At 70.2% G+C, this 12501-nt stretch carries 10 protein-coding genes; all 10 read left to right on the forward strand.

All coding sequences use genetic code 11. The features are described 5' to 3' along the window. The first annotated feature begins 50 nt into the window (after positions 1-50). The 10 genes from AC1HIL_RS12445 to AC1HIL_RS12490 all read left to right on the forward strand — a co-directional run bounded on the left by AC1HIL_RS12445 (position 51) and on the right by AC1HIL_RS12490 (position 12495). Positions 51-2222: an indolepyruvate ferredoxin oxidoreductase subunit alpha gene (locus tag AC1HIL_RS12445; RefSeq protein ID WP_261208492.1), complete on the forward strand. Its 2172-nt coding sequence runs from the start codon at positions 51-53 to the stop codon at positions 2220-2222. A gap of 8 nt (positions 2223-2230) precedes the next feature. Then, positions 2231-3724 carry an indolepyruvate oxidoreductase subunit beta family protein gene (locus AC1HIL_RS12450; RefSeq protein WP_296730543.1) on the forward strand — a complete coding sequence of 498 codons (1494 nt, stop codon included), beginning with the start codon at positions 2231-2233 and terminating at the stop codon, positions 3722-3724. A 23-nt stretch (positions 3725-3747) separates the two neighbouring features. Beyond that, entirely contained in the window at positions 3748-4734 is a 987-nt protein-coding gene (locus AC1HIL_RS12455; RefSeq protein ID WP_296730541.1) for a PDR/VanB family oxidoreductase, read from the forward strand. 17 nt (positions 4735-4751) lie between these two features. Beyond that, positions 4752-6068, forward strand: a complete 1317-nt coding sequence (locus tag AC1HIL_RS12460) for an aromatic ring-hydroxylating dioxygenase subunit alpha (protein WP_057590628.1) — start codon at positions 4752-4754, stop codon at positions 6066-6068. After that, positions 6068-6553 (forward strand): aromatic-ring-hydroxylating dioxygenase subunit beta, encoded by a 486-nt coding sequence (locus tag AC1HIL_RS12465; RefSeq protein ID WP_296730538.1) that lies wholly within the window; start codon positions 6068-6070, stop codon positions 6551-6553. Before AC1HIL_RS12460 ends, AC1HIL_RS12465 begins: the two co-directional genes overlap by 1 nt. A gap of 16 nt (positions 6554-6569) precedes the next feature. Beyond that, positions 6570-8198, forward strand: coding sequence for an AMP-binding protein (locus tag AC1HIL_RS12470; RefSeq protein WP_479671902.1), 1629 nt, complete (start codon positions 6570-6572; stop codon positions 8196-8198). A 301-nt stretch (positions 8199-8499) separates the two neighbouring features. After that, on the forward strand, positions 8500-9669 hold the full coding sequence (locus AC1HIL_RS12475) for a thiolase family protein (protein WP_296730534.1): 1170 nt from the start codon (positions 8500-8502) through the stop codon (positions 9667-9669). Continuing rightward, positions 9666-10922 (forward strand): SDR family NAD(P)-dependent oxidoreductase, encoded by a 1257-nt coding sequence (locus AC1HIL_RS12480; protein ID WP_479671903.1) that lies wholly within the window; start codon positions 9666-9668, stop codon positions 10920-10922. The genes AC1HIL_RS12475 and AC1HIL_RS12480 overlap by 4 nt, the downstream gene beginning before the upstream one ends. Positions 10923-10954: 32 nt before the next feature. Beyond that, the gene (locus tag AC1HIL_RS12485; RefSeq protein ID WP_431512011.1) at positions 10955-11767 is read left to right on the forward strand and encodes a cyclase family protein; all 813 of its coding nucleotides are present in this window, start codon (positions 10955-10957) and stop codon (positions 11765-11767) included. Further along, positions 11764-12495, forward strand: a complete 732-nt coding sequence (locus tag AC1HIL_RS12490; protein WP_057590622.1) for an SDR family NAD(P)-dependent oxidoreductase — start codon at positions 11764-11766, stop codon at positions 12493-12495. Before AC1HIL_RS12485 ends, AC1HIL_RS12490 begins: the two co-directional genes overlap by 4 nt. Positions 12496-12501 lie beyond the last annotated feature (6 nt).

Genomic DNA, 12501 nt, shown 5'->3' on the forward strand with positions numbered 1-12501 from the left:
GAACGGGCCACCGCCCACACGGTGACGTCGATCCAGGAAAAGAGCAAGCCATGGCCGAGCGTTCGTTTGTCGAAGAAGTGAAGAAACTGCGGCTGTCCGCCGGTGAAGTGTTCCGCGGCGAAGGCATCCTCGCCGTCACCAAGGCGCTGCTCGAATCGGGCGTGTCGTACGTCGCGGGCTACCAGGGCGCGCCGATCTCGCACCTGATGGACGTGCTGGCCGATGCGCAGGACATCCTCGCCGACCAGGGCATCCGCTTCGAGAACAGCGCGAGCGAGGCCACGGCCGCCGCCACGCTCGCGGCTTCGGTCAACTATCCGCTGCGCGGCGCCGTGACCTTCAAGGCCACGGTCGGCACCAACGTCGCATCCGATGCGCTGGCCAACCTCGCCTCGGGTGGCGTGACCGGCGGCGCGCTGGTGATCGTGGGCGAGGACTACGGCGAAGGCTCCTCGATCATGCAGGAGCGCAGCCATGCCTTCGCGATGAAGTCGCAGATGTGGCTGCTCGACCCGCGGCCCAACCTGCCGAGCATCGTCGAGGCCGTGAAGCAGGGCTTCGAGCTCTCCGAGGCCAGCAGCACGCCGGTGATGCTGCAGCTGCGCATCCGCGCCTGCCACGTGCACGGCCAGTTCGTCGCCGCCGACAACCGCCGCGCCGCCTATTCGGTGCAGGAGGCGGCCGAGAACCCGCGGCGCGACGTGAGCCGCATCGTGCTGCCGCCCGCGAGCTTCGTGCACGAGCAGGAAAAAGTGAAGGAACGCTGGCCCGCGGCCGTGCGCTTCATCGAGGAGCGCGGCCTCAACGAGTTCTTCGCCGACGGCGCCGACGACATCGGCATCGTGGTGCAGGGCGGCAGCTACAACACGCTGGTGCGCGCGCTCGAGCGCCTGGGCCTGGCCGACGTCTACGGCAACAGCCGCATCCCGCTGTACGTGATGAACGTCGCCTACCCGGTGATCGACAGCGAGGTGGTGCGCTTCTGCGAAGGCAAGCGCGCGGTGCTGATGGTGGAGGAGGGCCAGCCCAACTTCATCGAGCAGAACATCGCGACCATCCTGCGCCAGCGCGGCGTGACCACCGCGCTGCACGGCAAGGACATGCTGCCGGTGGCCGGCGAGTACACGGCCGCCGAGCTGCTGCAGGGCGCGCGCGTCTTCTGCGAGCGCTACGGCCGCCTCGCGCCGCAACCGGCCGCGCCCGTGCCGGCCCCTGTGCGCAAGGTGATCCCGCTGATCGAACTGCCGAGCGAGCCGGCCGCGCCGCTGGCCGACAGCGTGCACGCGCGCCCGCCGGGCTTCTGCACCGGCTGCCCCGAGCGCCCGATCTTCAGCGCGATGAAGCTGGTCGAGCGCGAGCTCGGTCCGCACCACGTGAGCGCCGACATCGGCTGCCACCTGTTCTCGATCCTGCCGCCGTTCCACATCGGCAACACCACCATGGGCTACGGCCTCGGCGGCGCGGGCGCGGCGGCCATGGGCGCGCCGCGCGGCAAGCGCGCGATCGCGATGATGGGCGACGGCGGCTTCTGGCACAACGGCCTCACGAGCGGCGTCGCCAACGCGGTGTTCAACCAGAGCGACAACCTCACGATCGTCGTCGACAACAACTACACCTCGGCCACCGGCGGGCAGGACATCCTGTCGTCGAAGGCCGTCAACGCCACCCGCAGCACCGGCCACGCGATCGAGCGCGCGGTGCGCGGCGTGGGCGTGAACTGGGTGCGCACCATCCGCCGCACCTACGACGTGGCCGGCATGCGCGACGCGCTCAAGGAGGCGCTGACCACCAAGGAGAAGGGCCCGAAGGTCCTGATCGCGCAGTCCGAGTGCATGCTCAACAAGCAGCGGCGCGAGAAGCCGCTGGTGCGCAAGGCCATCGCCGACGGCAAGCGCATGGTGCGCGAGAAGTTCGGCGTCGATGCCGACACCTGCACCGGCGACCACTCCTGCATCCGGCTCTCGGGCTGCCCCTCGCTGTCGATCAAGACCAATCCCGATCCGCTGCGCACCGACCCGGTCGCCACCGTGCTCGAGAGCTGCGTGGGCTGCGGCAACTGCGGCGACGTCTCGCACGCGGCCGTGCTGTGCCCCTCGTTCTACAAGGCGCGCATCGTCAGCAATCCCACCGGCTGGGACCGGCTGCGCGAGCGCGTGCGGGGGGCCGTCATCGGCTGGCTGCAGCGCGGCGCTGCGCGCCGGCGCGAGGCCTATTCGTTCTGAGCGCGCCGATGACCACGCAACAACCGATCAAGATCGCGATCCTCGCCATGGGCGGCGAGGGCGGTGGCGTGCTGGCCGACTGGATCGTCGACATGGGCGAGGCCAATGGCTGGTATGCCCAGACCACCTCCGTGCCCGGCGTGGCGCAGCGCACCGGCGCCACCATCTACTACGTGGAGCTGTTCCCCGAGGCCGCCGCGCGCGCCGACGGCGGCCAGCCGGTGCTGGCACTGATGCCGCTGCCGGGCGACGTCGACCTGGTGCTCGCCTCCGAGCTGATGGAAGCCGGCCGCGCGGTGCAGCGCGGGCTGGTCACGCCAGACCGCACCACGCTGATCGCCTCCACGCACCGCGTCTATTCGATCGCCGAGAAGAGCGCGATGGGCGACGGCCGCGTCGACAGCCGCGAACTGCTCGCGCATGCGGGGCGCGCCGCGCACCGCTTCATCCGCTTCGACATGGCGCAGGCCGCCGAAGACGCGGGCAGCGTGATCAGCGCCGTGCTGTTCGGCGCGCTCGCGGGTTCGGGCGTGCTGCCCTTCGGCCGCGCCCAGTTCGAGGCCACCATCGAGCGCGGCGGCGTCGGCGTGAAGCCCAGCCTGCGCGCCTTCGGTGCCGCTTTCGCGCGCGCCCAGGCCGAGGAGGGCGAAGCGCCCGCGGCGGCCCTGCCGCCGGCCGCGCCGCCGCAGCCGCGCCATCCCGCGGTGCGCGCGCTGGTCGAGCGCGTGCAGAAGGACTTCGCGCCGGCGCAGCAGGCGCTGCTGCTCGAAGGCGTGCGCCGCCTCATCGACTACCAGGACCCGGCCTATGCGGGCCTCTACCTCGACCGCGCCGCCGCGCTGCAGTCGCTCGGCAGCCCGGCGCTGCTCGAGGTCGCGGCGCGCCACCTGGCGCTGTGGATGTCCTATGAGGACACGGCGCGCGTGGCCTCGCTCAAGATTCGCGCGACCCGCTTCGACCGCGTGCGCGACGAGTCGCGCGTGCAGGCCGACCAGCTGCTCGCGATCCACGAGTACATGCATCCGCGGCTGCAGGAGATCTGCGAGACCCTGCCCGCGGGCCTGGGCCGCTGGTTGATGCGCACCGGCTGGGCGCGCGGCCTGGTCGAGCGCTTCACGCGCAAGGGCCGCGTGGTGCAGACCAGTTCGCTGCACGGCTACCTGCTGCTGTCCACCGTGGCCGGCATGGGCCGCTGGCGCCGTTCCACGCTGCGCTACGCGGACGAGAACCGGCGCATCGAGGCCTGGCTGGCCGAGATCGCCGCCACCGCCGCGCGCAACACCGAGCTCGCGATCGAGGTGGCGCAGTGCCAGCGGCTGGTCAAGGGCTACAGCGACACGCACGAGCGCGGCCTGCGCAACTACGACACCGTGATGGCGGCCCTGCGCCGCGCCGGCGATGCGCTCGCGCCGGCCACCTTGCGCGAGCTGCGCAATGCCGCGCTGGCCGACGAGCACGGCCACCAGCTGCAGGCGGCGCTGGTGCGCCACGCGCTGGCCTGAACGACGAAGAAGAGACGACACCCATGGCCTCCGATCCCACGACCCTTCGCCTGCGCGTCGCCGAGGCGCGCGAACTCAATCCGCTGGTCCGGCTGTTCCGCCTGCGCGCCGACGATGGCGCCGCGCTGCCGGGCTTCGAGGCCGGCGCCCACATCCGCGTGCGCGTCGACCTCGGCAACGGCCAGTCGGACTGGCGCCACTATTCGCTGATCGACTTCGCGGCCGGCGGCCAGCCGGCACCGGCCGAGTACCTGATCGCGGTGCGCAAGGAGGCCGCGGGCCGCGGCGGCTCGCGCTTCATGCACGAGCGGCTGCGCGAGGGCGACACCATCGAGGCCGAGCCGCCGAAGAACGACTTTCCGCTGCACGCCGGCGCGGGCCGCGCGGTGCTGCTGGCCGGCGGCATCGGCATCACGCCGCTGGCGAGCATGGCCGCGCACCGCCGCGCGCAGGGCCTGCCGGTGGAACTGCACTACGCGGGCCGCAGCCGCGCGCTGATGGCCTTCCTGCCCGAGCTCGGCGAGCTGCTGGGCACCGACCTGCTGCTGCACGACGACGAATCGAAGGGCGCCTCCTTCGACGTGGGCGCGCTGCTCGCGCGTTGCGACCCGGCCGACCAGCTCTATGTCTGCGGCCCCAAGCCCATGCTCGACGCGGTGCTGGCCCAGACCCAGGCGCGCGGCTGGAACAGCGACCGCGTGCACTTCGAACTCTTCACCGCGCCGGTGGTGGAGGAGGGCGACCATGCCTTCGAGGTCGAACTCGCCATGTCGGGCCAGCGCTTCACCGTGCCGGCCGACCAGAGCATCCTCGACTGCCTGATCGAGCATGGCTGCGACCCGATGTTCGACTGCAAGCGCGGCGAATGCGGCGTGTGCGCCGTGCCCGTGATCGACGGCGAGATCGACCACCGCGACTACGTGCTCACGGCACGCGAGAAGGCCGCGGGCAACGTGATCCAGATCTGCATCTCCCGCGCCAAGGGCCAGCGGCTGGTGCTCGACCTCTGAACCCAAGGAGTCCACGCATGACCAGCTACCGAGGCAATCCCGACGCGGTCCGCGCGCTGGTGCGGCCCGACCGCGTGCACCGCGACCTCTACATCAGCGAGGAGATCTTCGCGCTCGAGCAGGAGCACTTCTTCGCCAACACCTGGAACTACGTCGGCCACGAGAGCCAGTTGCCCAAGCCCGGCGACTACATCACCAACGAGATCGCGGGCCGGCCGCTGATCGTGGTGCGCCATGCCGACGGCAGCGTGCGCGTGCTGATGAACCGCTGCGCCCACAAGGGTTCGCGGCTGGTGAGCGCGCCCTGCGGCAACACCGGAAAGTTCTTCCGCTGCCCCTACCACGCCTGGACCTTCAAGACCGACGGCTCGCTGCTGTCGATCCCGCTGAAGAACGGCTACGAGGGCACGCAGCTGCACGACTGCGAGGCCTCGAAGGGCCTGGTGCCGGTGGCCGGCGTGCGCAGCTACCGCGGCTTCGTCTTCGTGAAGATCAACGACGTCGGGCCCTCGTTCGAGGAGTACTTCGGCGACTCGCTGAGCTCGATCGACAACATGGCCGACCGCTCGCCCGAGGGCGAGCTCGAGATCGCCGGCGGCTGCCTGCGCTTCACGCACCAGTGCAACTGGAAGATGTTCGTGGAGAACCTCAACGACACCATGCACCCGATGGTGGCGCACGAGTCCTCGGCCGGCACCGCCAAGACCATGTGGGCCGGCAAGCCCGCCGACGAGCCCAAGCCGATGGCGATCGAGCAGTTCGTGCCCTTCATGTCGGACTACAAGTTCTTCGAGGACATGGGCGTTCGCACCTACGACAACGGCCACAGCTTCACGGGCGTCAACTTCAGCATCCACAGCAAGTACAAGGCGATCCCCGCGTACGACGATGCGATGAAGGCCCGCTACGGCGAGGAGCGCACGGCGCAGATCCTCGGCATGGCGCGCCACAACACGGTCTACTACCCGAACCTCACGATCAAGGGCGCGATCCAGGCGATCCGCGTGGTCAAGCCGGTGTCGGCTGGCATGTCGATCGTCGAGAGCTGGACCTTCCGCCTCAAGGGCGCGCCGCCCGAGCTGCTGCAGCGCACCACCATGTACAGCCGGCTCATCAACTCGCCGTTCTCGGTGGTGGGGCACGACGACCTGCAGGCCTACCGCGGCATCCAGGCCGGCCTGCATGCCAGCGGCAACGAGTGGGTGAGCCTGCACCGCAATTTCGAGGACGGCGAGGCCGAGCGCAGCGGCGAGGCCACCACCGTCGGCACCAGCGAGCTGCCGATGCGCAACCAGTACCGCAGCTGGGCGCGCTACATGACGGAGACGATGTGATGAGCGCCACCGTCACGCGCCAGCAATTGGTCGACTTCGTGGTGCGCGAGTGCCGCCTGCTCGACGCCAAGCGCTACGAGGAATGGAACGCGCTCTTCACCGACGAGGCCTTCTACTGGGTGCCGCTGATTCCCGACCAGGAGGACGGCATCAACCACACCTCGCACATGTACGAGGACAAGCTGCTGCGCGAGCTGCGCATCGAGCGCCTGAAGAGTCCGCGTGCCTTCTCGCAGCAGCCGCCGAGCCGCTGCCACCACCTGCTGCAGGCGCCCACGGTCGAGGAGTTCGACGAGGCCGCGAACCGCTACGTGGTGCGCACGGAGTTCCACTACACCGAATGCCAGGGCGACGAGCTGCAGTTCTACGTCGGCACCTTCTTCCACCACCTGCTGTGGCAGGACGGCGCGCTGCGCATGACGCTCAAGCGCGTGAACCTGCTGAACTGCGACGCGGCGCTGCCCGCGGTGCAGCTCTTCATCTGAACGGACGGACACCGCGATGACGCATCCCACCGTCCATGCCGCCTTCGCCGCCTCGGCGGCGCGCACGCCCGAGGCCGAGTTCCTGTGCGTCGAGCCGGTCACGGCCGCGAGCTATGGCATCGAGGCCGGCGGCATCCGCTGGCGCGAGGCCGTGGCCGAGGTCGACCGGCTGCGCGAGGCCTATGCACGCGCGGGCTACGGCCATGGCCACCGCGTCGGGCTGCTGCTCGAGAACCGGCCGGCCTTCCTGTACCACTGGTTCGCGCTCAATGCGCTCGGCGTGAGCGTGGTGCCGATCAATGCCGAGATGCGCGCGGCCGAGCTGGCCTACCTGATCGGCCACAGCGGGATCGAGCTCGCGATGAGCCTGCCGCAGCGCGCCGACGACCTGCGCGCGGCGGCGCAGCGCGAAGGCGCCACGCTCGACGTGATGCAGGCCTCGGACCTCGAAGTGCCGCCGGCCCGCGGCCCCGCACCGCGCGCGCACGAACCCGTCGGCCCGAACACCGAATGCGCGCTGCTCTACACCTCGGGCACCACCGGGCGTCCCAAGGGCTGCATGCTGGGCAACGAATACTTCATCCGCGCGGGCGAGTGGTACGCAGGGCTCGACGGCGTGTGCGAGGTGCGGCGCGACCGCGAGCGGATCATCACGCCGCTGCCGCTCAACCACGTGAACGCGATGGCCTTCTCGACCATGGTGATCCTGGTGGCCGGCGGCTGCCTGATCCAGCTCGACCGCTTCCATCCGAAGAGCTGGCTGCACAGCGTGCGCGAGACCGGCGCGACCATCGTCCACTACCTCGGCGTGATGCCCGCGATGCTGCTGGCCGCGCCCGCGTCGCCCTCCGACCGCGAGCACGCGGTGCGCTGGGCCTTCGGTGCCGGCGTGGACCGGCGCAACCATGGCGTGTTCGAGGAGCGCTTCGGCTTCCCGCTGGTCGAGGCCTGGGCCATGACCGAGACCGGTGCCGCTGCCTGCGTGATGGCGAACCACGAGCCGCGCCACATCGGCACGAGCTGCTTCGGCCGGCCCGAGGACTTCGTCGAGCTGCGGCTGGTCGACGAGGCCGGCGCGGACGTGCCGGTGGGCATGCCGGGCGAACTGCTGGTGCGCAGCGCGGGCCCCGATCCGCGCCGCTATTTCTTCTCGGGCTATCTCAAGGACGAGGCAGCGACCCAGGAGGCCTGGGCCGATGGCTGGTTCCACACGGGCGACATGGTGCGCCGCGAATCCGACGGCAGCCTGTGCTTCGTCGACCGCAAGAAGAACGTGATCCGCCGCAGCGGCGAGAACATCTCGGCGGTGGAGGTCGAGAGCGTGCTGAACCAGCACCCGGCGGTGAGGAGTTCGGCCGTGGCCGCGACGCCCGATGCGGTGCGCGGCGACGAGGTGCTGGCCTGCATCGTGCTGCACGAGGCGGTGAATGAGGATGCCCGCTCCGCCATGGCGCTGAGCATCGTGGCGCATGCGCTCGACCAGTTGGCCTATTACAAGGCGCCTGGCTATGTGGCGTTCGTCGATGCCTTGCCGCTCACGGCTTCTCAAAAGATCCAGCGCGGGGAGTTGCGTGTGCTGGCCCAGGGTTTGCCTGGGCAGGTGCATTGCATCGATACGCGTGGGTTGAAGAAGAGGCAGGGGTGACTATGGAAATCCTCTGCGTTGTTCGTTCGGGACGGGCTCACGCCGACGGGGTACTCCCCTCCGCGAATGTCCCCCGGCCTTCGGCCTCCTCCTTGATTTCGCTGCGGGGAGTACCCCATCGACGTGAGCCTGGGACGCGCAGGTTGAACCGGCTCGCACCACTGCTGCGCCTCCGTGCACAGGGCAGTGGGTGCTTCCCGCAGCGAAATAAAGGAGGAGCCGAAGGCGGGGGACATTCGCGGAGGGAAGTACCCGCTGTCCTGTGCACGCGCCCCCGGCCGAACAAAGTGGAGCCCAAACAATGACCCGCCGCCAATCCTACGAAGGCGTAGCCGTAGCGGTCCCCGTCACGGTGCCCTACCAACGCTACTCCACGCTCACAGCGCACTGGTTCCTGGGCCAGGCCATCGAGGCCCTCGTCAAGGACAGCGGCATCGAGAAGGACGCGATCGACGGCCTCTGCATCAGCAGCTTCTCGCTCGCCCCCGACACCGCGGTAGGCGTCACCCAGCACCTGGGCCTCTCGCCACGCTGGCTCGACCATGTGCCCACCGGCGGCGCCTCGGGCGTGATGTGCCTGCGCCGTGCCGCGCGCGCGGTGCAGAGCGGCGATGCCGACGTCGTGGCCTGCGTGGCGGCCGACACCAACCATGTCGATTCCTTCCGCCAGACCCTCGGCAGCTTCAGCAACTTCGCGCGCGATGCCACCTATCCCTACGGATCGGGCGGACCCAATTCGATCTTCGCGATGATCACCGCGCACTACATGCGGCGCTTCGGTGCGAAGCGCGAGGACTTCGGCCGCATCGCGGTGGACCAGCGCACCAATGCGCTGCGCAATCCCAATGCCATGTTCAAGAAGCCGCTCACGCTCGACGAGTACATGGACGCGCGGCCCATCGCCGAGCCCTTGCACCTGTTCGACTGCGTCATGCCCTGCGCGGGCGCCGAGGCCTTCCTCGTGATGAGCGAGGAGCGTGCGCGCGACCTGGGCCTCGCCCACGTCGCGATCCGTGGCGCGATCGAACGCCACAACGCCTATTCGGAAGACCCGGTGATGGTGCAGGGCGGCTGGCGCCGCGACCGCGACGACCTCTATGCCCAGGCCGGCGCCACGCCCGCGCAGGTCGACTTCATCCAGACCTACGACGACTATCCCGTGATCGCCATGATGCAGTTCGAGGACCTGGGCTTCTGCGAGAAGGGCGAGGGCCCGGCCTTCGTGCGCTCGCACACCATGACCTGCGAAGGCAGCTTTCCCAACAACACCAGCGGCGGCCAGCTGTCCGCGGGCCAGGCCGGTGCCGCGGGCGGCTTCCTCGGCATGACCGAGACCATCCGCCAGCTCACCGACACCGCGGGCGCGCGCCGCGTGCCCGACGCCAAGCTGGGCCTCGTGGCCGGCTTCGGCATGGTCACCTACGACCGCTGCCTGTGCACCGGCGCCGTCCTCCTGGGGAGAAGCCAATGACCATGCCCCTCATGCGCCCCCCGCGCAAGAACCCGGTGCTGCGCACGCGGCAGATGAACCTGCCGCCCTGGCAGCGCGGCCGCATCGCACTGGGCATCACCGCCGCCGCGGCCGAGGGCCGCTTCGAGCTGCAGACCTGCGAGGACTGCGGCACCGTGCAGTACCCGCCGCGCGCGGCCTGCCACAAGTGCCTGTCGCCGCACCTCGCCTGGCGCGAGCAGGACGGCGAGGGCGAACTGCTGAGCAGCACCACGCTGCATCACAGCAATGACCTGTTCTTCCGCGAACGGCTGCCCTGGCGGCTGGGCCTGGTGCACCTCGATGCCGGCCCGACGCTGATGGTGCACCTGCACGGCGAGGTCGGCGAGGCGCCCTCGCGCGTCAAGGTGGGCGCGCGGCTCGACCGCGCGGGACAGGCGGTACTGATCGGATTCCCGAACCAAGGAAGTGCACACATGGCCGACGACAGGATGCTCAGAGAAATGACCAGCGACCCCAAGTTCCGCAAGGTGCTGGTGACCGACGGCAAGACCGAGGTCGGGCAGGCGATCGTGCGCGCACTCGTCAAGGCCGGCGCCGACATCGTCTGGGTCGGCCATGCCGAGCCGTGGAAGAAGCTCGGCGACGGCCTCGACGACATCGGCGCGCTGCCGCAGGTCACGCTGGTGTCGCTCGACCTCACCAACGGCCGGCAGGTGACCGAGCTCGCGGGCTCCATCGGCGGCAAGGTCGACATCGTCATCAACAACGCGGAGGTGCACCGCACCTTCGGCATCGCCTCGCGGCGCGGCACCGACGTGGCCAAGGCCGAGATGGACATCAACTACTTCGGCGCGCTGCGGCTGGCGCAGGAGTTCGGCCCCGCGCTCAAGGGCCGTTCCGCCGACGGCACCACCGGCGCCACCGCCTGGGTCAACCTGCTGTCGATCTACGCGCTGAGCAACTACCCGGCGCACGGCACCTTCAGCGCCTCGAAGGCTGCGGCCTATTCGCTCGCCCAGTGCCTGCGCGCCGAGATGCGACCGGCCGGCATCCGGGTCGTCAACGTGTTCCCGGGCCCGATCGACGACGAGTGGAACCAGCACATGCCGCCGCCCAAGCTCGGCGCCCCGGCGCTCGCGAGCGCGATCGTGAAGGCGCTGCGCGACGGCGTGGAAGACGTCTACCCCGGCGACGTGGCGCAGGAGTGGCTCGAGCGCTGGCGCGACAACCCCAAGGTGCTGGAACGCGAACTCGCGGCCGGCGGCAGCTGAAGACAGACAGACAGAGACAGGAGCGCTCCCCGATGACCACCAGCAATCCCACGCTCACCCCGGCGCAGATCCTCGCGGGCCTGGCCGGCGCCCTGGCCGGCGGCGGCATCCGCGTGATCGACCTCACCCAGACCCTGACGCCCGAGTTCCCGCAGATCGCGCTGCCGCCCGAGATGGGCCAGTGCTGGCCGTTCCGCATCGAGGAGGTCTCGAAGTACGACGAACGCGGCCCGGGCTGGTACTGGAACAACTTCTCTTGCGGCGAACACACCGGCACCCACTTCGATGCGCCGATCCACTGGATCTCGGGCCGCGACCTGCCGAACAACTCGGTCGACACCATCCCCGTGCAGCACTTCGTGGCGCCGGCCTGCGTCATCGACTGCTCGCCCCAGGTCAAGGACGATCCCGACTACCTGCTCACGCCCGCGGACATCGAGGACTACGAGGCGAAGCACGGCCGCATCCCGGCCGGCGCCTGGGTGCTGATGCGCACCGACTGGTCGAAGCGCCACGACCCCGAGGCCTACCAGAACTTCGACGAGACCGGCCAGCACACGCCGGGCCCGAGCACCGAGGCCGTGCGCTTCCTGGTCGAGCAGCGCGACGTGCTGGGCTTCGGCTCCGAGGCCATCGGCACCGATGCCGGCCAGGGCTACCACCTGCGCCCGCCGTACCCCTGCCACTACTACATGCACGGCGCGGGCCGCTACGGCCTGCAGTGCCTGAGCAACCTCGACCTGCTGCCGCCCGCGGGCGCGATGCTGATCTGCCCGCCGCTGAAGATCGAGAAGGGCAGCGGCAGCCCGCTGCGCGTGCTCGCGCTGGTGGGAGCGACGGCATGAGCGAAGCACCGAAGACCGCCGTCGTCACCGGCGGCAGCGCCGGCATCGGCAAGGCCATCTGCCTCGACCTGCTCGAGCAGGGCTACGAGGTCGTCTCGCTCGCGCGCCGCAAGGCCGAGATCGACCATCCCAAGCTGCACAGCATCGAGGTCGACCTGGCCGACCGCGCGGCCACGGCCGCGGCCGCGAAGGAACTCGTGTCGCGCTTCGAGGTGACCACCGTGGTCCACAACGCCGGCGTGATCCGCGCCGCGCTGCTACCCGAAGTCCAGCTGTCCGACCTCGACGCGCTGGTCGACCTGCACCTGGGCTGCGCGATCCAGCTCGTGCAGGCGGCGCTGCCCGCGATGCGCGCGCGCCGCTTCGGCCGCGTGGTGCTGCTGTCGTCGCGCGCCGCGCTGGGCCTGGCCACGCGCACCAGCTATTCGGCCACCAAGGCCGGCATGCTGGGCATGGCGCGCACCTGGGCGCTCGAGCTCGCGCCCGAGGGCATCACCGTCAACGTGGTGGCGCCCGGGCCGATCCGCACCGACATGTTCTACGACGTGGTCGAGGCCGGCAGCGAGAAGGAACGCGCGCTGGCCGCCAGCGTGCCGGTGCGCCGCCTCGGCGAATCGGCCGACGTGGCACGCGCCGTGCGCTTCTTCGCCGACCCCGCCAACAGCTTCGTCACCGGCCAGGTGCTCTACGTCTGCGGCGGCACCAGCGTCGGCAGCCTCGCGCTCTGAATCCCC

The sequence above is a fragment of the Variovorax sp. ISS6 genome, from assembly GCF_056523145.1.

Coding starts and splice junctions, on each gene's coding strand:
- AC1HIL_RS12470 (WP_479671902.1), top strand. CDS start 6,570: ATGACGCATCCCACCGTCCATGCCGCCTTCGCCGCCTCGGCGGCGCGC.
- AC1HIL_RS12445 (WP_261208492.1), top strand. CDS start 51: ATGGCCGAGCGTTCGTTTGTCGAAGAAGTGAAGAAACTGCGGCTGTCC.
- AC1HIL_RS12475 (WP_296730534.1), top strand. CDS start 8,500: ATGACCCGCCGCCAATCCTACGAAGGCGTAGCCGTAGCGGTCCCCGTC.
- AC1HIL_RS12460 (WP_057590628.1), top strand. CDS start 4,752: ATGACCAGCTACCGAGGCAATCCCGACGCGGTCCGCGCGCTGGTGCGG.
- AC1HIL_RS12490 (WP_057590622.1), top strand. CDS start 11,764: ATGAGCGAAGCACCGAAGACCGCCGTCGTCACCGGCGGCAGCGCCGGC.
- AC1HIL_RS12485 (WP_431512011.1), top strand. CDS start 10,955: ATGACCACCAGCAATCCCACGCTCACCCCGGCGCAGATCCTCGCGGGC.
- AC1HIL_RS12465 (WP_296730538.1), top strand. CDS start 6,068: ATGAGCGCCACCGTCACGCGCCAGCAATTGGTCGACTTCGTGGTGCGC.
- AC1HIL_RS12450 (WP_296730543.1), top strand. CDS start 2,231: ATGACCACGCAACAACCGATCAAGATCGCGATCCTCGCCATGGGCGGC.
- AC1HIL_RS12480 (WP_479671903.1), top strand. CDS start 9,666: ATGACCATGCCCCTCATGCGCCCCCCGCGCAAGAACCCGGTGCTGCGC.
- AC1HIL_RS12455 (WP_296730541.1), top strand. CDS start 3,748: ATGGCCTCCGATCCCACGACCCTTCGCCTGCGCGTCGCCGAGGCGCGC.